20 protein-coding genes are annotated in these 20,079 nt (G+C 55.4%); 8 read left to right on the top strand and 12 right to left on the bottom strand.

All coding sequences use genetic code 11. The features are described from left to right. Positions 1 to 122 precede the first annotated feature (122 nt). The 5 genes from trpE to trpC all read left to right on the top strand — a co-directional run bounded on the left by trpE (position 123) and on the right by trpC (position 4,979). Positions 123 to 1,640 carry an anthranilate synthase component I gene (gene trpE, locus ACJJIC_RS00790; protein ID WP_444883645.1) on the top strand — a complete coding sequence of 506 codons (1,518 nt, stop codon included), beginning with the start codon at positions 123 to 125 and terminating at the stop codon, positions 1,638 to 1,640. Next, complete coding sequence (locus ACJJIC_RS00785; protein WP_444883646.1) at positions 1,627 to 2,487, top strand: ion transporter; 861 nt, start codon at positions 1,627 to 1,629, stop codon at positions 2,485 to 2,487. The genes trpE and ACJJIC_RS00785 overlap by 14 nt, the downstream gene beginning before the upstream one ends. Continuing rightward, a complete protein-coding gene (locus tag ACJJIC_RS00780; protein ID WP_444908618.1) occupies positions 2,487 to 3,065 on the top strand; it encodes an anthranilate synthase component II in 579 nt (192 codons plus the stop codon). Before ACJJIC_RS00785 ends, ACJJIC_RS00780 begins: the two co-directional genes overlap by 1 nt. A gap of 73 nt (positions 3,066 to 3,138) precedes the next feature. Beyond that, positions 3,139 to 4,188: an anthranilate phosphoribosyltransferase gene (gene trpD / locus ACJJIC_RS00775; protein ID WP_444903736.1), complete on the top strand. Its 1,050-nt coding sequence runs from the start codon at positions 3,139 to 3,141 to the stop codon at positions 4,186 to 4,188. After that, on the top strand, positions 4,182 to 4,979 hold the full coding sequence (gene trpC, locus ACJJIC_RS00770; RefSeq protein WP_444910994.1) for an indole-3-glycerol phosphate synthase TrpC: 798 nt from the start codon (positions 4,182 to 4,184) through the stop codon (positions 4,977 to 4,979). The genes trpD and trpC overlap by 7 nt, the downstream gene beginning before the upstream one ends. A gap of 111 nt (positions 4,980 to 5,090) precedes the next feature. Here trpC and crp read toward each other — a convergent pair whose 3' ends face one another. Continuing rightward, positions 5,091 to 5,741, bottom strand: a complete 651-nt coding sequence (gene crp, locus ACJJIC_RS00765) for a cAMP-activated global transcriptional regulator CRP (RefSeq protein WP_051089460.1) — start codon at positions 5,739 to 5,741, stop codon at positions 5,091 to 5,093. Positions 5,742 to 6,042: 301 nt separating this feature from the next. On the opposite strand from crp, the gene ACJJIC_RS00760 reads away from it, so the two are divergent. Next, positions 6,043 to 6,450, top strand: a complete 408-nt coding sequence (locus tag ACJJIC_RS00760) for an OsmC family protein (protein ID WP_252084368.1) — start codon at positions 6,043 to 6,045, stop codon at positions 6,448 to 6,450. An 85-nt stretch (positions 6,451 to 6,535) separates the two neighbouring features. On the opposite strand, the gene coq7 is transcribed toward ACJJIC_RS00760, so the two are convergent. The 11 genes from coq7 to ACJJIC_RS00705 form a co-directional block, all read right to left on the bottom strand. After that, the gene (gene coq7 / locus ACJJIC_RS00755) at positions 6,536 to 7,180 is read right to left on the bottom strand and encodes a 2-polyprenyl-3-methyl-6-methoxy-1,4-benzoquinone monooxygenase (RefSeq protein ID WP_444883649.1); all 645 of its coding nucleotides are present in this window, start codon (positions 7,178 to 7,180) and stop codon (positions 6,536 to 6,538) included. Between the two features lie 55 nt (positions 7,181 to 7,235). Next, the gene (purD, locus tag ACJJIC_RS00750; RefSeq protein ID WP_444908620.1) at positions 7,236 to 8,534 is read right to left on the bottom strand and encodes a phosphoribosylamine--glycine ligase; all 1,299 of its coding nucleotides are present in this window, start codon (positions 8,532 to 8,534) and stop codon (positions 7,236 to 7,238) included. A gap of 213 nt (positions 8,535 to 8,747) precedes the next feature. Then, the gene (gene purH, locus ACJJIC_RS00745; protein WP_444908621.1) at positions 8,748 to 10,319 is read right to left on the bottom strand and encodes a bifunctional phosphoribosylaminoimidazolecarboxamide formyltransferase/IMP cyclohydrolase; all 1,572 of its coding nucleotides are present in this window, start codon (positions 10,317 to 10,319) and stop codon (positions 8,748 to 8,750) included. A gap of 148 nt (positions 10,320 to 10,467) precedes the next feature. Then, a complete protein-coding gene (fis, locus tag ACJJIC_RS00740) occupies positions 10,468 to 10,776 on the bottom strand; it encodes a DNA-binding transcriptional regulator Fis (protein ID WP_152451046.1) in 309 nt (102 codons plus the stop codon). After that, a complete protein-coding gene (gene dusB / locus ACJJIC_RS00735; protein ID WP_444905284.1) occupies positions 10,773 to 11,711 on the bottom strand; it encodes a tRNA dihydrouridine synthase DusB in 939 nt (312 codons plus the stop codon). The genes fis and dusB overlap by 4 nt, the downstream gene beginning before the upstream one ends. A gap of 248 nt (positions 11,712 to 11,959) precedes the next feature. Next, positions 11,960 to 13,264: a DUF3426 domain-containing protein gene (locus ACJJIC_RS00730; protein ID WP_444908622.1), complete on the bottom strand. Its 1,305-nt coding sequence runs from the start codon at positions 13,262 to 13,264 to the stop codon at positions 11,960 to 11,962. 75 nt (positions 13,265 to 13,339) lie between these two features. Beyond that, entirely contained in the window at positions 13,340 to 14,221 is an 882-nt protein-coding gene (gene prmA, locus ACJJIC_RS00725) for a 50S ribosomal protein L11 methyltransferase (RefSeq protein ID WP_444883653.1), read from the bottom strand. A gap of 135 nt (positions 14,222 to 14,356) precedes the next feature. Next, a complete protein-coding gene (gene accC, locus ACJJIC_RS00720) occupies positions 14,357 to 15,697 on the bottom strand; it encodes an acetyl-CoA carboxylase biotin carboxylase subunit (protein ID WP_444883654.1) in 1,341 nt (446 codons plus the stop codon). Positions 15,698 to 15,712: 15 nt separating this feature from the next. After that, complete coding sequence (accB, locus tag ACJJIC_RS00715; RefSeq protein WP_444908623.1) at positions 15,713 to 16,183, bottom strand: acetyl-CoA carboxylase biotin carboxyl carrier protein; 471 nt, start codon at positions 16,181 to 16,183, stop codon at positions 15,713 to 15,715. Between the two features lie 24 nt (positions 16,184 to 16,207). After that, positions 16,208 to 16,663 carry a type II 3-dehydroquinate dehydratase gene (gene aroQ, locus ACJJIC_RS00710; RefSeq protein ID WP_444908624.1) on the bottom strand — a complete coding sequence of 152 codons (456 nt, stop codon included), beginning with the start codon at positions 16,661 to 16,663 and terminating at the stop codon, positions 16,208 to 16,210. A gap of 259 nt (positions 16,664 to 16,922) precedes the next feature. After that, positions 16,923 to 18,734: a protein-disulfide reductase DsbD family protein gene (locus ACJJIC_RS00705; protein WP_445357804.1), complete on the bottom strand. Its 1,812-nt coding sequence runs from the start codon at positions 18,732 to 18,734 to the stop codon at positions 16,923 to 16,925. Positions 18,735 to 18,854: 120 nt separating this feature from the next. Here ACJJIC_RS00705 and ACJJIC_RS00700 point away from each other — a divergent pair, with 120 nt between their 5' ends. Both ACJJIC_RS00700 and ACJJIC_RS00695 read left to right on the top strand, forming a co-directional pair. Beyond that, on the top strand, positions 18,855 to 19,580 hold the full coding sequence (locus ACJJIC_RS00700) for an N-acetylglucosaminyltransferase (protein ID WP_444908626.1): 726 nt from the start codon (positions 18,855 to 18,857) through the stop codon (positions 19,578 to 19,580). Beyond that, a complete protein-coding gene (locus ACJJIC_RS00695; protein WP_444908627.1) occupies positions 19,577 to 20,059 on the top strand; it encodes a copper chaperone PCu(A)C in 483 nt (160 codons plus the stop codon). Before ACJJIC_RS00700 ends, ACJJIC_RS00695 begins: the two co-directional genes overlap by 4 nt. Positions 20,060 to 20,079 lie beyond the last annotated feature (20 nt).

Raw genomic sequence — 20,079 nt, 5'->3', positions numbered from 1 at the left:
GGCGATGGCGCCACTGATCCGCTGAGGCCAACTGGTCAACAATACCGTTCGGCCACCTCTCCCGTGGGCGCCGCCTATACTTTGGCGCCAACAAGAAAAATACCCAATAGATCGGAGTCTCTATGACCCCTAGTGAATACGCCCAACTTGTGTCTGAGGGCTATAACCGTATACCGCTAGTGCGCCGTGTGCTGGCGGATATTGAAACCCCCCTGTCCACTTATCTGAAGCTTGCCGAAGGCCGCTACAGTTACCTACTGGAGTCGGTACAGGGCGGGGAGAAATGGGGGCGCTACTCCATTATTGGATTGCCCGCCAGAACTCTGCTTCGGGTGCGTGGCAACGAGGTTACGGTGGAGTGTGACGGGGCGGTGATAGAAAGCTATACCGAGCGCGATCCGCTGGCATTTGTTGAGCAGTTCCAGCAGCGCTATCGGGTACCGGAACTTGCCAATTTGCCGCGTTTCAATGGTGGCTTGGTTGGGTATTTTGGCTATGACTGTGTGCGTTATATTGAACCGCGTTTAGCGCACAGTATGCCGCAGGATAGCCTGGGTAATCCGGATATCCTGCTGATGGTCAGTGATGAGCTGGTGGTGTTCGACAACCTCGCCGGTGCAGTTATCTTTATTGTGCATGCGGACCCTTCCCAGGCCGATGCCTATGAGCGGGCCCAGCAGCGTCTGGATCAACTGGTGGAAAGGTTGGCTCGGCCTTTACCGGATACAGTGCCTCTGGACCTGGATGGCAAGGGAATCGAAGAGGGTGCTTTTCACTCCCACTTTGGTGAGAAAAATTTCAAGAAGGCCGTTGATAGGGTAAAGGAATATGTTCTCGCCGGTGATGTTATGCAGGTGGTGCCATCTCAGCGCTTGTCGGCTCCTTTCGATGCCCCGCCACTGAATTTTTATCGCGCCCTGCGCAGTCTGAACCCCTCGCCCTATATGTATTTCCTCGACCTAGGGGATCACCAGGTTGTGGGCTCCAGTCCAGAGATTCTGGTACGCCTGGAAGAGGGTGAGATGACTGTGCGTCCGCTAGCAGGCACCCGCCGTCGCGGTACTTCCGAGGAGGAAGATAAAGCCCTGGAGCAGGAGCTATTGGCAGACCCCAAAGAGTGTGCCGAGCACCTGATGTTGATCGATCTGGGGCGCAATGATGTGGGCCGTGTAGCGGCGACTGGCAGCGTGCGGGTCACTGAGCAGATGGTGGTGGAACGCTACTCCCATGTGATGCATATCACCTCCAATGTCACCGGTCAGTTGCGGGAGGGACTCACCGGTATGGATGCCCTGCGCGCGGCGCTGCCGGCCGGCACTTTATCCGGGGCACCAAAGATCCGCGCTATGGAAATTATCGATGAATTGGAACCTGAGAAGCGTGGTATCTATGGTGGTGCGGTGGGTTACTTGGCCTGGAATGGCAATATGGATACAGCCATCGCAATTCGCACCGCAGTTATTAAGGACGGACAGTTATTTATCCAGGCCGGTGCCGGCCTGGTGGCCGATTCAGATCCCCAATCCGAGTGGGATGAGACCATGAATAAGGCTAGGGCGTTGTTCCGTGCAGCGGGCATGGCTCTGGCGAGTAGTTGTAAAGAAGTAGAAGTAAAGATCGAACAAAATGAGCGAAGCTAGTATTTCTCAAAAAGTATCTCTTGCCGCCCGTTGTCAACAGATAGTCGAAGCTCCCATGTTTAATCAGGTGATCATTGGCATGATCCTGGTTAATGCACTGGCGGTAGGGCTGGAGACTTCAATATGGGTGATGGAGCGTTTTGGTACTGCATTGGGCGTTGTTAACCAATTGGTGCTGACTGCTTTTATTTTAGAGGCAGCGATAAAAATAACTTCGCACGGATCGCGTCCTTGGCGTTATTTTGCCAGCGGCTGGAACTGCTTCGATTTTACCATCATCGCCTTAAGTTTGATTCCCGCCACAGGGCCCCTGGCAACACTCGCGCGCCTGGTACGGATCCTGCGGGTGTTGCGCCTGGTTTCTGCTTTCCCTGAACTGCGTACTCTGGTGGATACACTGTTGCGCAGCTTGCCGAGCATGATGCACATCGCAATCTTGATGGGAATTATCTTTTATATCTATGGTGTGGCGGGCTACTTTCTCTTTCATGAGATAGACCCAACCCATTGGCGCAACCTGCCGATAGCTCTGTTGAGTCTGTTCCGTATAGTGACCTTCGAGGATTGGACCGACATTATGTATACCGCTATGGATGCAATGCCCTGGGCCTGGCTCTACTTTGTCAGTTTCGTGGTTATGGGCGCCTTTGTCATGATTAACCTGTTTATTGGCGTGGTGCTCAATAACCTGGAGGAAGCCAAGTTGCGTCGAATGGATGAAATGTGTCTGCCGCCCAGTCAAACCGAAATTCTGCGCGAATTGCGCTCAACCCAGGCGGCGCTCGCACGACTGCAAAAGCGCATGGAAGCAACTACCGATACTGCACAGGCTATGGGGGCCAAGTAATGATTTTGATGATCGATAACTACGATTCCTTTACGTGGAATGTGGTGCAGTACCTTGAGGAGCTGGGCGCTGAGGTTGTGGTCAAGCGTAATGACGAAATTACCCTTAAGGACATAGAGCAGTTGGCCCCGGCGAAAATTGTGATTTCACCAGGGCCCTGCACACCCAATGAGGCAGGCATTTCCCTGGAGGCGATTCGTCATTTCGCCGGGCGTATCCCCATTTTGGGTATTTGCCTTGGTCACCAGAGTATCGGCCAGGTTTTTGGTGGTCGCGTGGTACGTGCCGGCCAGGTTATGCACGGTAAAACATCGCCTATAGTGCACAACAACCTGGGAGTGTTTCACGGCCTATCCAACCCTTTCGAGGCCACCCGTTATCACTCCCTGGTGGTGGAAAAGGGCAGCTTGCCTGAATGCCTGGAAATTACCGCCTGGACGGAGACGCCTGACGGCGAGATTGATGAAATTATGGGGCTGCGCCACCGGGAATTACCGATAGAGGGCGTGCAGTTTCATCCAGAGTCCATTCTCACCATGCATGGCCACGATATGTTGAAGAATTTTCTCGAGTCCTGATGCGAAGGGCAAAACGCGGGGCAGTTAATTACGCTTCGCACCAATCAATACTGAGCGGGACAAGGGAGGCACAATGAATATACAAAATGCTATCGCCAAGCTGGTGGATGGAGAGCATTTGAGCCGTGAGGAGATGCGTGAGACTGTAGGCCAAATCATGCGCGGTGAAGCCCTGGAAGCGCAGATAGGGGCCTTGCTGATCGCGTTGCGCATTCGCGGTGAAACTGTCGACGAGATCGTCGGTGCGGTGGAAACCATGCGCGCACTGGCCACTAAGGTTGAACTCGACCTTGAGAATACCGTAGACATCGTCGGCACCGGCGGAGATGGCGCAAATCTATTTAATGTATCCAGTGCCAGTAGCTTTGTTGCAGCTGCAGCTGGGGCTAGGGTGGCCAAACACGGCAACCGCTCGGTGTCTTCTAGTAGTGGCTCCGCCGATTTGCTCGAACGTGCTGGGGTTTACTTGGATTTAAGTGCGGAGCAAATGGCGCGCTGTGTGGAAACGCTCGGTATCGGTTTTATGTTTGCACCCAGTTTCCATAGCGCCGTACGTCATGTAGGCCCAGCGCGCAAAGCATTGGGGCTGCGCACTATTTTTAATCTGCTCGGCCCCATGACCAACCCCGCCGGAGTTAAGCGCAAGGTCATCGGTGTTTACGAAAAACGCTACTGTCGTTTGTTGGCTGAAGTCCTGCAACGACTTGGTTCTGAGCACGTGCTGGTCCTGCACAGCGATGACGGCCTCGACGAAGCCAGTATCGCCGCGGATACTTTTGCGGTGGAATTGAAAGATGGTGTTATTAGTGAGTTTACTCTCTGCCCCGAAGCCTTTGGTCTGCCCCGCCAGAGCCTGGATGGCTTGATCGTTGCGAGTGCCGCAGAGTCTCTATCCTTGATTCGCGACGCATTGGGTAAGCGTGAAACTGCAGCAGGGAAAAAAGCTGCAGATATTATCGCCCTGAATGCCGGCCTGGCCATTTATGTCAGCGGCACTGCGAGCACGGCAGAGCAGGGTGTCGCCATGGCGCAGGACGCCATCGATAGCGGTTTGGCCGCAGAAAAAATCAATGACCTGGCTGCCTTTACCAGCGCCTTTCGCCCCGAGGAAGTGAAATCGTGAGCACACCGACCATTTTAAAAACTATTATCGAGCGCAAGTGGCAGGAAGTGGCGGAGCGCAAATCTCAATGCAGCCTGGAAGAAATACGTCTGAGCGCGCATGACCAACCACTGGCACGGGGATTTGTCGCGGCATTGGAATACAAAATCGCCGAGGGGGAGGCCGCAGTGATTGCGGAAATCAAAAAGGCTTCCCCCAGCAAGGGGGTGATTCGCGAGGACTTTCTTCCCGCAGAAATTGCGACCAGTTATGAGAGGGGTGGCGCGGCATGCTTGTCGGTACTCACCGATAGGGATTTTTTCCAGGGCGATGACAGTTATTTGCAGCAGGCGCGCAACGCGGTTCGTCTACCGGTTTTGCGTAAGGACTTTACCGTGGACCCTTACCAGGTGTATGAGGCGCGCGCTATTGGAGCTGACTGCATCCTGCTCATTGCCGCCTGCCTGGAAGATCAGCAAATGCAGGAACTCAATGGTTTGGCCCTGGAACTGGGATTGGATGTGCTGGTGGAAGTGCACAATCGCGCAGAGCTGGAGAGGGCGTTGGCTCTCCCCAACCGTCTAATTGGAATTAACAATCGTAATCTGCACACCTTTGAGGTACAGCTGGAGAACACTTTTAAACTGCTCAATCTGATTCCCAAGGACCGCATTGTTGTAACAGAAAGCGGTATCCACACCACGGATGATGTCGCGGCCATGCGCGGACACAGCGTTGATGCATTTTTGGTTGGCGAGGCTTTTATGCGCGAGGAAGAACCGGGACGAAAATTGATGGAGATGTTTAACTGAGTGCTAGTGGGGTTTTAGAAAGTTAGCTAGATAAAATCACAGACACAAAAAAGGGCGATTGATTACATCGCCCTTTTTTGTGTCTGTGGTATTTGACTCTGGGACAGGTATTTAACGGGTGCCGTAAACCACCATGGTTTTACCTTTGACCGATACCAAGCCCTGCTCTTCCAGGGTTTTCAGCACGCGCCCAACCATCTCACGGGAACATCCAACAATACGGCCAATTTCCTGGCGAGTGATCTTGATTTGCATGCCTTCTGGATGGGTCATCGCATCGGGCTCATTACACAGGTCTAAAAGGGTTCGCGCCACGCGACCGGTAACATCAAGAAAGGCTAGATCGCCAACTTTTCGAGTGGTATTGCGCAGGCGCCCGGCCATTTGTGTGGCTAGAGCGAACAGGAATTCTGGGTGCTGACGAGTCAGTTCCTGGAATTTGGTGTAGGAGATTTCCGCAACCTCACACTCGGTTTTGGTGCGCACCCAGGCGCTGCGGGTGTCCTGATCAAATAGCCCCATTTCACCGAAAAAGTCCCCGTCGTTTAGATAGGCTACGATCATTTCGCGGCCCTCGTCATCTTCGATTAAGACGGTGACTGAACCGCGCATAATGAAATAGAGGGACTCACAGCGGTCGCCGGCATAGATAATCGTGCTCTTGGCCGGATAGCGTCGCCGGTGGCAGTGGGCCAGAAAGTCTTCAATATTGCCGATAGTCATGGGGTCTTCGATAGCAACCGTCACGGATTTATTCCTCATTTTTTGTCTCGTGCTCTATCCCGGCTTTAGCAGCTGAGCACTATTGAATTATCGCGCGAAAAAACAGTCCCCAACAGAGGTTGGTCGCGGCAAAGTTCCGCAGTGTGACCTGTGACACTCTGGCGCGGGTGCGATTGGACTGCAAGCGGGCTATTGCGTTCACTGGCGAAGGGGGAAACTTCAGTAGCGAACATTTCGCGCGGAGGTGTTGTGGACACTATACCGGAAATACTCTGCCTGTCAGGATAATCTTGTACTCTGTGCTAAGCTTCGCGGCTTGAATTTCAGCGGGAGCATGGCAATGCAGGGCAAGGTAACCTGGGTTAATGATTTGACCTTCGTCGGCGAAGCCGGCAGTGGTAATTCGGTAGTGATGGAAGGGGGGCGCACTAATAACGGTGTGCGCCCGATGGAGATGATCCTCCTCGGGGTTGGTGGCTGTGCAGCCTATGATGTGGTTTCCATTTTACAGAAGGCGCGCCAGGATATTATTTCCTGTCATTGCGAATTGAATGGCGTTCGCCCGGATACCACCCCATCACCTTTTGAGCGAATTGAAATGGAATTTGTTGTGCGAGGCCGGGGAATAAAAGAATCCCATGTAGCCCGCGCTGTGGAGCTATCTGCAGAGAAATATTGCTCTGCTTCAATTATGTTGCGCAATGCGGGAGTGGAGATTGTGCATCGCTATCGAGTAGAAGAAGTCTAAGCAATACTCAGATAAAGAAAAGGCCTGCTCAAAAGCGGTTGCTTTTAGCGGGCCAGTCAATTTTTACGAACCGGTTATTAATATTTTAAATTTTGTAACTGGCTGAGGTCATCACCTTGGCTACCAGAGACATAGCGCCTTTCACCGGTGCTGGGAAACGTTTGCCTCCGGCGGCTAGCGCGGCATGAGCGTGTTCGCTCTCATCGACCAGCATTTGCTCCACTACGGCGCGACTGCGTTTGTCCTGGGCTGGAAGCTTCTGCAGGTGACTCTCCAGGTGTTCGCAGACCCTTTCTTCTGTCGCTGCGACAAATCCCAGGCTGATGCGATCGCTGATTTTGCCGGCGGCGGCGCCCAGTCCAAATGACAATCCATACCAGAGTGGATTGAGCAGGCTTGGGCGGCTGTCCAGTTCTTTGAGGCGCTGCTCACACCAAGCCAGGTGGTCGATCTCCTCATCCGCAGCGCGCTCCATTTCACCGCGTACCTCGGGCAGTTTTGCTGTGAGTGCCTGGCCTTGGTAGAGGGCCTGAGCACAGACTTCGCCGCTGTGGTTGACCCGCATCAGACCGGCGGCGTGCTTGCGCTCGGTATCGCTGAGCTCGGCCTCCGCTTCGCCTTTGGCCGGAGATGGGCGCCCGTGACAGGGCTCGCCGGGACTCAGAGTGCGCAGGGCGCGGTCAGCCTGAATCAGCAGGTGATCGAGGCCACTTAAATTGCGTTCACTCATGTTTATGACTTCCTCTGTATGGCGGTAGTCAGCCCTACCGCCATGCTGGGTAAAACTACTTATCGCTACTAGTCTGTTCTCTTTCGACCGCGCGATAGCCGATATCTTTCCGGTAAAAGACACCTTCCCAATAAATGGCGCGGGCAGCTTCATAGGCATTGGTCTGAGCTTCGGCGACAGTGTCGCCCAATGCGGTGGCGCAGAGTACGCGGCCGCCATTGGTGACCACACGTTCGCCGTCCAGGGCAGTACCAGCGTGGAAGACTTTGGCATTATCGCCGTCAGCTTTCTCAAGCCCACTAATAGCATCGCCCTTGCGGTAACTGCCGGGATAGCCGTGTGCGGCCAGTACCACCCCAAGTGATGGGCGCGGGTCCCATTCAGCCGTCACGCTATCGAGCTTTTTGTCCAGTGCGGCCAGGCAAAGATCTACCAGGTCGGATTTCAGACGCATCATAATAGGCTGGGTTTCGGGGTCGCCGAAGCGGCAGTTGTACTCGATCACTCTGGGAGCACCCTGCGGATCGATCATCAGGCCAGCGTAGAGAAACCCGGTATATGGCGTACCCTCAGCGGCGAGGCCTGTTACTGTGGGTTCAATCACTTCTTGCATAATGCGCTGATAAACACTGTCGGTCACTACCGGTGCTGGGGAGTAGGCACCCATGCCGCCGGTATTGGGGCCAGTATCGCCGTCACCGACGCGTTTGTGGTCCTGGCTGGTGGCCATGGGCAGGATATTCTCCCCATCTACCATAACGATAAAGCTCGCCTCCTCACCCTGCAGGAATTCCTCGATCACTACTCGGCAGCCAGCGTCGCCAAAGGCATTACCGGAGAGCATATCGCGCACAGCCAGCTCGGCCTGCTGCTCGGTCTCGGCGACGATGACGCCTTTACCAGCGGCGAGGCCATCGGCTTTGACTACGATGGGTGCTCCGCGCTCACGAATATATTCGATGGCTGGTTCAACTTCGGTGAAATTGCGATAAGCGGCGGTGGGGATTTTGTGGCGCTCAAGGAAATCCTTGGTGAAGGCTTTGGAGCCTTCCAGTTGTGCAGCGCCTTTGCTGGGGCCAAAGATGGCGAGGCCGCGCCCGTTAAAGAAATCTACGATGCCGTCAACTAGTGGCGCTTCGGGGCCGACGATAGTGAGTTCCACGCCGTTTTCCTCGGCGAAGTCCGCCAGTGCGGGGAAGTTGTCGACACCGATAGCCAGATTCTGCACTTTGCCTTCGCGGGCGGTACCGGCATTGCCTGGTGCTACAAACACAGTACCCACTTTGGGGTTTTGTGCGGCTTTCCACGCTAAGGCGTGCTCGCGGCCACCTGAGCCGATGATTAATACATTCATTCTTAAATCCCCCTAAGTCGACCACTTGGGTCCATTGGACAGGTATCAGGTGCGCTAGTTTAGCGCGGAATCGTTGCAGGTGGTGTTACACGCCTGCAATAGGCGCCTCTTTGATAGTGGGCGCTGGGAACTACTCGATAACAGTGACGCAGAGGATGCGTCACTGTCACGAATCCCCTTGAAGCGAGAGAGTGCTTCGTGGAGAGTGCCGGTTTAGTGGCGGAAGTGGCGCATGCCGGTAAAGACCATGGCCATATTGTGCTCATCCGCTGCGGCGATCACTTCCTCATCGCGCATGGAGCCACCGGGCTGGATAACCGCCTGGATGCCGACAGCGGCGGCGTTATCAATACCATCGCGGAAGGGGAAGAAAGCGTCGGAGGCCATCACGGACCCTGCAACGGCGAGGCCGGCATGCTCGGCCTTGATCGCGGCGATACGCGCGGAGTTTACGCGGCTCATCTGGCCTGCGCCTACGCCCACAGTGCGGCCGTCTTTGCCGTATACGATTGCATTGGATTTTACGAACTTGGCCACTTTCCAGGTAAACAGCAGATCGCGGATTTCTTCTTCCGTGGGCTGGCGCTTGGAGACTACTTTCAGGTCGGCAGCGGTGATCAGGCCGTCGTCACGGTCCTGAACCAGCAGGCCGCCATTAACGCGCTTGTAGTCCAGTGCCGGGGTGCGCTCGCTGCTCCACTGGCCGCATACCAGCAGGCGCAGGTTCTTCTTCTCGGCAACGGCCTGTTTGGCCTCTTCGGAGACTGACGGTGCGATGATGACTTCAACAAACTGTCGCTCGACGATAGCACGGGCAGTGGTGCCATCCAGTTCCCGGTTGAAGGCGATGATACCGCCAAAGGCAGATTCGCTATCGGTAGCGAAGGCCAGGTCGTAGGCCGTGTGAATATCTTCAGCAATCGCCACACCGCAGGGATTGGCGTGTTTTACGATCACGCAAGCGGGTTGCTCGAAGGACTTCACGCACTCCAGCGCGGCATCGGTATCGGCGATATTGTTGTAGGACAGCTCTTTGCCCTGCAGCTGGGTGGCAGTGGAAATGCTGGCCTCAGCCGGGTTGGCTTCGGTGTAGAAAGCGGATTTTTGGTGTGGGTTCTCACCGTAGCGCAGATCCAGTTTCTTGATAAATTGGCTGTTGTAGGTGCTCGGGAACAGCTGCTTTTCCTCGCCTTTAATGGCACCCAGGTAGTTGGCGATAGCGCCGTCATAGCCCGCCGTGTGCTCGAAGGCTTTTACCGCCAGGTCAAAGCGGCTGGCGTGGCTCAGTGCACCGTCGTTAGCTTTCATTTCCTCGATGATGCTGCCGTAATCGCTGGCATTGACCACGATAGTGACATCTTTGTGGTTCTTGGCGGCAGCGCGAACCATGGTGGGGCCGCCGATATCGATGTTCTCGATAGCGTCCTCAAGGGAACAGTCAGGCTTAGCTACGGTTTGAGCGAAAGGGTAGAGGTTGACCACAACCATATCGATGGGGGTGATACCGTGCTCGCCCATGATGGCGTCATCGGTGCCTCGGCGCCCCAAAATGCCGCCGTGTACTTTCGGGTGTAGGGTCTTGACGCGACCGTCCATCATTTCAGGGAAACCGGTATAGTCGGAAACTTCTACGACTGGAATTCCGGCTTCTTTGAGCTGGCGGTGGGTGCCACCGGTGGAGAGGATCTCTACGCCCATTGAGGAGAGCTGTTGGGCGAACTCTACGATGCCACTCTTGTCAGAGACACTAATTAAAGCGCGGCGGATGGAAACCTTGTCTGTCATTGCACTAGATCCAACTGGTTTTCGGAAAAGATGTTTAAAGGGTTTATACGGGTTGTCCTCTGCGGCAACGAATAAAATTGCTGCCGGGAAAATAGCGAAGGGGGATGAGTTACCTCATCCCCCTTCAGAATTTCTCTCGGTGGGAAGCTTACAGCAGGCCGTAGCGCTTCAGCTTCTTGCGCAGAGTGCCACGGTTGAGACCCAGTAATTGCGCGGCGCGGGTCTGGTTGTGGCGAGTATATTTCATCACCACTTCGAGCATGGGCGCTTCGATCTCCGACAGCACCATGTCATAGACATCGGTAACCATCTGGCCATCCAGGTGGCGGAAATAGTTCTCCATCGCGTGCTCAACGGCATCGCGCAGGGACTGTTGTTGCGGCTGTGCCAGCTGCGTCTGCCCCCTGGAGGATACTTCTTCGCTGCCAGTATCCGGAATCAATACTTCATTATTCATGCCGCTTGTGCCCCTCTCGTTATTCGGCGTTCAAACCACTCGTGAACGCTGGCATGTTGTACTTCTGCGCTCTCTATTTGGAAAAAGGTCTTGCGGAAGGACTCGCTGTCCGCGAGTGTCTTCAAGTACCAGCCCACGTGTTTGCGGGCGATACGGACCCCCATCACCTCACCGTAGAATCGGTGCAGTTCACCCAAGTGGGTGAGCAGTATTTTTTTTACTTCGTCCAATGTTGGTTCGGGCAGCCGCTCGCCGGTGGCGAGGTAGTGGGCTATCTCCCGAAAAATCCAAGGTCGTCCCTGTGCGGCACGGCCAATCATGACCGCCGCAGCACCAGTGTAATTGAGCACCTCGCGGGCTCTCTCGGCACTGGTTATGTCGCCGTTGGCAAAAACTGGGATTCTTACCCTGGATACAATATCGGCAATGGTATCGAATTCAGCCTGTCCGTGGTAGCCGCAGGCACGAGTGCGACCGTGAACCGCCAAAGCAGCGATACCAGCATCCTCGGCCATTTGAGCAACGGTGACGCCATTACGGGAATCCGTACACCAGCCGGTGCGGATCTTAAGCGTCACCGGGACGGAGACAGACTGGACCACGGCCTGCAATATATCCGCAACCAGCTTTTCATCCCGCAGCAGGGCGGAGCCCGCCGCTTTCTTACACACTTTTTTTGCCGGGCAGCCCATATTTATATCAATGATTTGCGCGCCGCGACGCACGTTCTCCCGAGCGGCCTGAGCCATCATCTCGGGATCACCACCGGCAATTTGTACCGATATGGGAGCTGCCTCACCACCGTGGTCCAGACGCAGTCGTGACTTGCGGCTATTCCACAGACGCGTGTCTGAGGTCACCATCTCCGATACCACCAGCCCGGCGCCGAGTTGGCGACACAGTTGACGGAAGGGGCGATCAGTAACTCCGGCCATTGGCGCCAAGATTACCGGGTTGTCGATAATGTAGGGGCCTATAGCAATAGACACGGTAGCTCCGTTTGGGCTTTGGAAGGGCGTTCTGGGCCCAGGCAAAAAGGCCGCCTATGATAACGACTGCCCCGGCGTTGGCAAAGCGAAAAAGCGGGCAAATTGATCGATCCCTGTGCGTTTAGCTTGCAGAGTGGTCAATTTTAGTGGCTTTGTACGCCAGGGTGGCCAATGTCTTGACGCTCAAACCTTCCTCAAGGAGCGATTTTCATCTCGTAGTTCACCGCCTCGGCCCCTGGATCGACCACCTCAATGGCAATGTGAATAGGGCTGCCCTGGGGCATTAGCTTGCGCCCAGCCAACTCCCCTTGTAAATACTCTTGGGGACTAAAGCGGCGACTCGCTACCGCTTTATTTTTCAGGTCGCTGAAATTTAACAGCAAATTGGGAAACGCCTGGGGGTAGGGCGCTGTATTTAGCAGCACAGCATCCACAATCAGAGCGCCCTCCAACTGGGGATGGCTGCGCACCATCAGGTTGGAGGCCTGGATCGCTCTGGCATCGCGTAATGGGGGGAGAGTACAGCCGAATAGTGGGCAGGCCACAGCGTAAATTTTGCGCCATGGTTGCTGCTTGCTGAGACGGTCGAACTGAAAGTAGCCTACTTGAAGCAGCAGTAAAATGACCAAAGCTGGCAGGAGAAGTCGCCACAGCCAGGGACTCACCGCTTTCTTCGATGGTGTCGCACCCCAGCTCATTTCCAGCGGGGCAGGTTGAATGGCGGAGATCAGCTGTTCACGAGCGGGCTCGGCCTGCGGCTCAGGAGTGTCCTCAGCTTCTGTGGCAAAGTAAGGCTCCCTGCGTTGACCACTTGCCTCAGGCTGGGATGTAGGGAATATCTCTTCGGAGCTATGGGGCGTCTCGGATGTTGATTTTAGATCGCTGGGCTCTGTGGCAGTTGTTTGCGCCTCCAGGGGCTGTTCCCAGGGATCCAGGTCATTGAGGCTATCGTTTTTATGGGTGGTGTCCCGATTGTCATAATCGGTGTCAACCCTATTGCCTGTAGTACTGTTATCGAAGTCGGGTACATCGTCCCAATCCGGTTTGAGTACCGACTCTAGGTCTTCCTCCTGGGCTTCCTCGTGGTGGTTTTCTTCTTGTAGCTCCTGCCACTCGTTATCGCCAAATGCGTCACCAATGAGGCTCTCGGAATTCGCTGGTGGTGCTTCGGGCTGGGTGTCTTCTGCGGGTTCCCCGGCTTCAAAATCGATGGGAGGCTGCTTTGCATTGGCGCTGTTGGGGGCTGCCTTATCCGCATCCGCCGGATCGTCGTCTTCCAGCTCGATATCGTCATGAATCAGGAAGTCATCGTCTTCCAGAAGAGTTTCCAGATCACTGCGTGTGTCGGGGCCATTGTCATTAAAGACAATGTTCTCATCTGCACGGAAAACTTGCAGGCAGGAACCACAGCGCACAGCGCCACGGGCAGCGCGCAGCTGCTGGTCATTAACGTGAAATGAGGTGCTGCAATGGGGGCAGCGGGTTACCAGTTGAGACATTCGACTATGGCGCAGTTTATTTTGCGCTCAAGTTTATCAGTCTGCCCGGTCCCCGCGTAGTACTGGCTAGCGTATTTAGCGAATACGGGTACCACTCAGGCGTACCCAACCCTCGTGCTCCGCATCCTCATCGAAATCGATCTGGTCTGAGTAGGCAGTTTTTACTTGTTCGGCCTGGGAGGCGAGGATACCGGACAGGCAGATACGCCCGCCGATTTTGGTCAGCGCAATCAGCTGCTTGGAGAGCTCTACCAATGGGCCAGCAAGGATATTGGCTAGCATGAGATCGGCGGCTTCCTGAGGCATCTGTTCTGGCAAATAGACTGGGAAGCGCTGCGGGTCTATGCCGTTGCGCACCGCGTTGTCGCGACTGGCAATCAGAGCTTGTGGATCGATATCGGTCCCCATGGCGCATTTGGCTCCGAGTAGCAAGGCGCCGATGCCAAGGATGCCGGAACCACAGCCAAAGTCGATGGCGCTCTTATCCTGCAAGGGCTCTTGTGCCAGCCAACGCAAGCACAGGTAGGTCGTGGGGTGGGTGCCGGTGCCGAAGGCGAGTCCAGGGTCCAGTAGCAGGTTGACCGCCTCCGGTTGAGGTGGCTCGCACCAGCTGGGGCAGATCCACAAGTTGTCGCCGCACTGAATGGGTTTATAGTGAGACATCCACTCGCGTTCCCAGTCTTTATCCTCAAGTTGGTCCCAGCGGGCATTGGGTAGGAGTTCGCAAAGGAAGGAAGCTGCTTTGGCCTCAGTGACAGCAGTGTCGACCTCGGCATCGAACAGACCGGTAACCCGTGTTTGATCCCACAGGGGTACTTCGCCGAGTCCGGGTTCGAGAATGGGTTGGTCTGCGTTGTCTTGCAGGGTAACGGATACGGCACCGGCAAAAAGCAGTGCATTTTCAATTTTGTCCGCTTGGGCACGATCGGTGTCGACGCGGAGTTGTAGCCAGGGCATAGGGATTCCGTGGTGAGTAACTGCTATTGGGTGGAGTGGCCACCCTACTTTTGCGATGTCCGCCGCCATCCCTGGCGTTCGGCATCATCGTATTGTGGCCGCAATTCTCTCCAACTTTGCCCTGGCTGGCGAGGGTTAGAGTCCCAACTTCTTCTCCAGGTAGTGAATATTGACGCCACCCTTGGCAAAGGCCTCATCGCGTACCAGATCCTCCTGCAGGGGGATATTGGTCTTGATGCCATCAATAACCAGCTCAGATAGGGCTACGCGCATGCGTGCCAGTGCGGTTTCGCGGTCCTCGGCGTAGGTGATCAACTTGGCGATCATCGAGTCGTAGTTGGGGGGAACCGTATAACCCGAGTAGAGGTGCGAATCGACCCGCACACCCAGGCCGCCTGGCATATGAAAGTTGTTGACCTTGCCGGGACTGGGGAAGAAAGTCTGGGGATCTTCCGCATTGATACGGCACTCGAAGGCGTGCCCGCGAACGACAATATCCTCCTGCTTGAGAGAGAGCTTCTCTCCAGCACAGACACGAATCTGTTCCTTGATCAGGTCTACGCCAGTCACCATTTCAGTAACAGGGTGCTCAACCTGAATACGTGTGTTCATCTCGATAAAGTAGAAGCGTTCATTCTCATAGAGGAACTCGAAAGTGCCGGCGCCGCGGTAGCCGATATCGATACAAGCTTGCACGCAGGATTCGTGTACCTGTTCACGCACGGCGTCGGGGATTCCGGGAGCTGGAGCTTCTTCTAGTACTTTTTGGTGACGGCGCTGCAGGGAGCAGTCGCGATCCCCTAGGTGAATGGCATTACCCTGTCCGTCGGACATTACCTGGACTTCGACGTGGCGTGGGTTCTGCAGAAATTTCTCGAGGTATACGGTGCCATCACCGAAGGCAGCTTGAGCCTCAGACTTGGTAACAGCGATAGCGTTGATCAGGTCTTCGGCGCGCTCCACGACACGCATACCGCGACCACCGCCACCGGCGGCGGCCTTGATAATGACTGGATAGCCGACTTTTTCGCCTATTTCTAGGCAGCGCTCGCTATTTTCGGGTAGGGGACCATCGGAGCCGGGTACGGTGGGGACGCCTGCCTTTTTCATGGCGGCGATGGCGGATACCTTGTCACCCATCAGGCGAATGACATCCGGGTCTGGGCCGATAAAAGTGAAGCCGCTTTTTTGTACTTGCTCGGCGAAGTCCGCGTTTTCTGCGAGGAAGCCGTAGCCTGGGTGCACGGCTACTGCATCGGTGATCTCCATAGCGGAAATCAGGGCAGGAATATTCAGGTAGCTCTGCGGCGAGGGGTTGGGACCAATACAGACAGATTCATCGGCCAGGCGTACATGCTTGAGATTGCGGTCCACCAAAGAGTGAACCGCAACTGTGGCGATGCCCATTTCTTTGCAGGCGCGCAAAATCCGCAGGGCGATTTCACCGCGGTTGGCGATCAGGATTTTGTCGAACATAGTGACTTACCCCACTCAGACGATGGTCACGAGCGGCTGATCGAACTCTACCGGCTGGCCATCTTCGAGCAGAACGGAATCGATGGTACCGGCCTTGTCGGCTTCGATCTGGTTCATCATTTTCATGGCTTCAACGATGCACACTACGTCGCCGACCTTAACCTGCTGGCCAACTTTGACAAAGGGCTCGGCGCCGGGGCTGGGAGCTGCGTAAAAAGTGCCCACCATCGGGGATTTCACCGCATGGCCGCTGATCGTTGGTTTGGATTCTTTTTCTACCGCCGCCGGGGCTGGTGCAGCTTGGGCAGGTGCAACAGGAGCCGGTGCCGGTGCCATTGGAGCCGTGTAAATTGGAGCAATCGGTTGATTTGCACCGCTGACCCCGCGGCTGATACGCACCGATTCCTCGCCCTCTTTAATTTCCAGCTCGCCGATATCCGATTCTTCGAGCAGCTCAATTAGTTTTTTAATTTTGCGGATATCCATAGTTCTTTCACTCGCAGGTTTGATTCATTGATTTTGAGACGCCATACCCAGTTGGTGTATGGCCGCCTGAAGTGCCAGGGTGTAGCTGTGTGGCCCGAAGCCACACACCACACCACGGGCTAAATCGGATAGATAGGAATGGTGCCTAAATGCCTCGCGGGCATGAGGATTGGAAAGGTGTAACTCGACAAACGGTATGGCAACGCCCGCTAAAGCATCTCGTAAAGCCACGCTGGTGTGGGTGTAGGCGGCGGGATTGATTACGATGAAATCCACGCTGGTATTGGCGGCTAAGTGGATGCGTTCCACCAAGGCAGACTCGCTATTGCTCTGGAGGGTTTCCAGCTGGTGGCCTGCAGCATCACATTGGCGCTCGGCGGCCTGATTGATTTCCGCAAGGGTGGCGGCGCCGTAGATATGCGGCTCGCGACTGCCGAGCAGGTTGAGGTTGGGGCCGTGCAGGAGAAGAATTTTAGCCATAGTATGCCCTGGGGAAAGTTGCCGAAAAACCCAAAAAAATGGTCTAAAGTTGGCTATCTTGCGGGCAAACTCGAATTTTTGGCCTATTTGCCCGAGTGCTTTAGGCGAGTGTGCCGCAAAAGTGACTCCCTGTCCATGCCTGCTGGGCAGTTTATCGAAGTTAGCGGCAGTTCGGCGATATTTGCCTAAAAATTAGCGCAAAATATCCGCAATGTGGCCTTTTTACCCTTGGGATTGGCTACAAAGGCGGCAGTTTCCTTTAAGGGGCAGAGGATCTACTGAGTTCGCTCCCGGCAGCGGCTTCCAGCTCCATCAATAGCTCCTCGCGGGAGAGGATTTGCGGCAGGATTTTGGCCTCGCCACCACTGGCGGGGTAAAGCAAGTAAAGCGGCACGCTGGTACGGCCGTATTTCGCCAGGAGCTCGCTGATATGTGGGTCCTGATTGGTCCAGTCCCCTTTAAGAGCTACTACCCCTAGTCTCTCAATGGCGTCGCTCACAGCATCACTCGACAGCACCACTTTCTCATTGGCCAAGCAAGTAATACACCAGGCCGCGGTCATATTGGTTAGCACTGGACGCCCCTTCCTCCGCGCTGTCTCGAGCCGTTCGGCGGAGTAGGGCTGCCAGTAGTCACTGGTCTGTTGAAGTGCTTGGGGGGCAGTACTGAGGCGTGGCAGTAGCATTAGCGCAAAGCTCAGGGCCACAACCGCCAGCGAGCCCCGCAGCCAGTGCCACTGAGGGCTGGGCCAAAGCCATAGCGCAAAGGCGATTGCCACAGCGCCGCTGAGAACCAGAGCGATACCATCGCCACCAGTCTGACGTCCCAATACCCACAGCAGCCACACTGCGGTCAAGTACATGGGGAAGGCCAGTAGTTGCTTTAAGCGATCCATCCAGGGGCCGGGGCGTGGCAGCTTGTCCACTAGAGCGGGAATATAGGTGAGCAGCAGGAAGGGGGCGGCCATACCGGCGCCAAGGGCGGCAAAAACACTGAGCGCCACGGCTGGAGATTGTGTGACTGCAAAGCCCAGCGCCGAGCCCATCAGGGGCGCGGTGCACGGGCTGGCCACGAGTGTGGCCAGGGCGCCGGAGGTAAAGGAGCCGCGCAACCCCTGACTGTTACTTAAATTGTTACCAACGCCCATCAGGCTGCTGCCGATCTCTGTGACACCGGACAAGCTGAGTCCCATGATAAAGAACAGATAGGCCAATGCGGCTACCAACCAGGGAGACTGTAGCTGGAACCCCCAACCTATCGCCTCACCGCCGGCGCGCAATGCCAGCATGGTGGCGGCAATGGCGACAAAGCTGAGTACAACGCCGGTGGAGTAGGCCCAGCCGTGATGGTGACGTTGATTAGCATTCTGTGCTGTCTGGCTAACTGCCAGCAGCTTGATTGAAAGCACTGGAAAAACACAGGGCATTAGATTGAGTAGCAGGCCGCCGGCAAAGGCGAAAAGCAGTGCAAAGGGGAGCGTGATGGCGCTAGCGTTACTCCCCTGAGGTGAGGAGCTGCCACCTGTACTTTGGGGAGAAGAATTTTGCGGGCCTCCCTCAATAGGCTGGATGCTTCCCGAGCCAATATCCACGCGATAGTGGCGTACCTCTGGTGGGTAGCAGAGCCCCGCATCGGCGCAGCCCTGATAGTGCAGTTCTAATTGTAAGTTATTGGCGCTGTCGTTGTCGTTGAGGGGAATGGGGAATTCCAGCTGGCCGCGATAGACCTCGGTTTCCTTCTCGAAATACTCATCCCAGATAACTTCACCGCTGGGGAGATTCAGTGGAACTGCGGTCTTTTGTCCGTTTTCTACAAGGTAAAGGGCAAGTTTGTCGCGATAGAGATAGTATTCTGGAGCTATTTCAAACAGCGCACTGAGCTGGTTGCCACTCAGCAGCAGGTCCTGCCGGTAGGCTTCGTCCACTGGCAGGAAGGTATTTTGCTGCTGGCCGATAGAAGACGCAAAAGGGTTACTTTCCGCCTGCGCAAGAGCGTTGGTTGTGGATAGGCATAGCAATATTGCCAGCAGTGCGAGGAAATTATTTCTGAAACTTTTGGTCATCACAGCCATAGATGAAAAAATTCATTATAGTCGGGCGCATGGTTCTGACTGCTGCGCCGGACGGGGGTTCAGTCGCGTCAGCAGTATAGCGATGCTAGTGGTACAAAAAAACAACAGCGGAGAATTGCTTTGCCGTCACTTGAACGCCTTCACAGCTTTGCTATCTGCCTCTTGATGGCGGCGTTACTTGGTGCCTGTGCTTCGCAACAACCGCCTCCCCCGGCGCCCAGTCCTCCTCCGCAGAAAGCCAAACCATCCGTTAATGAGGTGCGGCGTAACAATGTGGCTTACTTCTTAAAGCGTGCTGAACAGGCGCTACGCAAAGGCCATCTTACCAAGCCTGCCGGCGCCAGTGCCTATGACTACTACTTAAACGTGCAGAAGTTGGACCCTGGAAATCGTAAGGCTCAGACCGGAATTCAAACAATTGTGGTCACCTACGTTGAGCGTGCCCGAGAAGCGCTGCGCAGGCGTGCTTTTACCGAAGTGGGCGGCCTACTACAGCGCGCAGAAATACTGGCTCCGGGGAATCCTTTGGTGGCTGAGGTGCGTACACAGCTAGTCCATGAGCGCGGCCGCGCACAGCTGGATCTACCACAGGGAGAGGCTATTGGCCTGCCTGCGGCTGGGCTGCGGGCGAGATCGGAAAATTTGGTCACAAAGCTGCGCCAAGTGGCCCAGCGTATTCGCAGAGAACAACTACGCGTCATAATTGTCACCGGCAATGACGCGGAAGGTCGCTGGGTTTACCAGCAGCTGCGTGAAGCGGTGCCCGGTTATCGGGTGCGGGGGGATATAAAGATTGGCAGCCCCGCACGTTTACTTCTTATTAAACCCAGTGGAGGGGTCCAGTGAAAAAGCCAAATGTATTTGTGTGGATTCTGCTTTCCAGCAGCCTTTTGTACACCTTGGGGGCTTTGGCCCTCACCCAGTCCCTTATGATTGAGGGCTATGCCAGAGAGACTCCGCCGGGAGCACCTATGAGCGCGGCGTACCTCTCCCTGCACAACACCGGCAAACAACCGCTGCAGTTGACGGCGGTGGAGTTGCCCGGAGGGGGGGGCGGGGCTGTCGATTTGCATACCACTGAGCGTGAGCGGGGCGTCAACCGTATGCGTCCACTGGAGAAACTGTCGATTGCCGCTGGAGAGAAACTACAGATGATGCCAGGTGGTATCCACTTGATGATTCATGGGGTGCGCCTTCAGGCTGGAGATACACTGCCCCTACGCCTGCTTTTTGACGACGGAAGTAGTTTGGAGGTCGTGGTTCCGATCATGGGGCGTGATGGACTTGATAAAGATCACCACCATCATCATGGCGGTGCTGGATAAAAAAATCCTGTTGAAGTAAA

Source organism: Microbulbifer mixtoriginis (SeqCode) (assembly GCF_052468275.1).
The sequence above is the reverse complement of the archived record's forward strand: the minus strand, read 5'-3'. Positions and strand labels throughout refer to the sequence as shown.

What these genes read in the sequence shown, in the direction of transcription:
- ACJJIC_RS00730 (WP_444908622.1), bottom strand. Translation starts at nt 13,264, where the DNA reads ATGTCTCAACTGGTAACCCGCTGCCCCCATTGCAGCACCTCATTTCAC.
- purH (WP_444908621.1), bottom strand. Translation starts at nt 10,319, where the DNA reads ATGACAGACAAGGTTTCCATCCGCCGCGCTTTAATTAGTGTCTCTGAC.
- accB (WP_444908623.1), bottom strand. Translation starts at nt 16,183, where the DNA reads ATGGATATCCGCAAAATTAAAAAACTAATTGAGCTGCTCGAAGAATCG.
- ACJJIC_RS00780 (WP_444908618.1), top strand. Translation starts at nt 2,487, where the DNA reads ATGATTTTGATGATCGATAACTACGATTCCTTTACGTGGAATGTGGTG.
- trpD (WP_444903736.1), top strand. Translation starts at nt 3,139, where the DNA reads ATGAATATACAAAATGCTATCGCCAAGCTGGTGGATGGAGAGCATTTG.
- prmA (WP_444883653.1), bottom strand. Translation starts at nt 14,221, where the DNA reads ATGCCCTGGCTACAACTCCGCGTCGACACCGATCGTGCCCAAGCGGAC.
- aroQ (WP_444908624.1), bottom strand. Translation starts at nt 16,663, where the DNA reads ATGGCTAAAATTCTTCTCCTGCACGGCCCCAACCTCAACCTGCTCGGC.
- accC (WP_444883654.1), bottom strand. Translation starts at nt 15,697, where the DNA reads ATGTTCGACAAAATCCTGATCGCCAACCGCGGTGAAATCGCCCTGCGG.
- ACJJIC_RS00785 (WP_444883646.1), top strand. Translation starts at nt 1,627, where the DNA reads ATGAGCGAAGCTAGTATTTCTCAAAAAGTATCTCTTGCCGCCCGTTGT.
- ACJJIC_RS00760 (WP_252084368.1), top strand. Translation starts at nt 6,043, where the DNA reads ATGCAGGGCAAGGTAACCTGGGTTAATGATTTGACCTTCGTCGGCGAA.
- ACJJIC_RS00705 (WP_445357804.1), bottom strand. Translation starts at nt 18,734, where the DNA reads ATGGCTGTGATGACCAAAAGTTTCAGAAATAATTTCCTCGCACTGCTG.
- trpE (WP_444883645.1), top strand. Translation starts at nt 123, where the DNA reads ATGACCCCTAGTGAATACGCCCAACTTGTGTCTGAGGGCTATAACCGT.
- crp (WP_051089460.1), bottom strand. Translation starts at nt 5,741, where the DNA reads ATGAGGAATAAATCCGTGACGGTTGCTATCGAAGACCCCATGACTATC.
- coq7 (WP_444883649.1), bottom strand. Translation starts at nt 7,180, where the DNA reads ATGAGTGAACGCAATTTAAGTGGCCTCGATCACCTGCTGATTCAGGCT.
- fis (WP_152451046.1), bottom strand. Translation starts at nt 10,776, where the DNA reads ATGAATAATGAAGTATTGATTCCGGATACTGGCAGCGAAGAAGTATCC.
- purD (WP_444908620.1), bottom strand. Translation starts at nt 8,534, where the DNA reads ATGAATGTATTAATCATCGGCTCAGGTGGCCGCGAGCACGCCTTAGCG.
- dusB (WP_444905284.1), bottom strand. Translation starts at nt 11,711, where the DNA reads ATGGCCGGAGTTACTGATCGCCCCTTCCGTCAACTGTGTCGCCAACTC.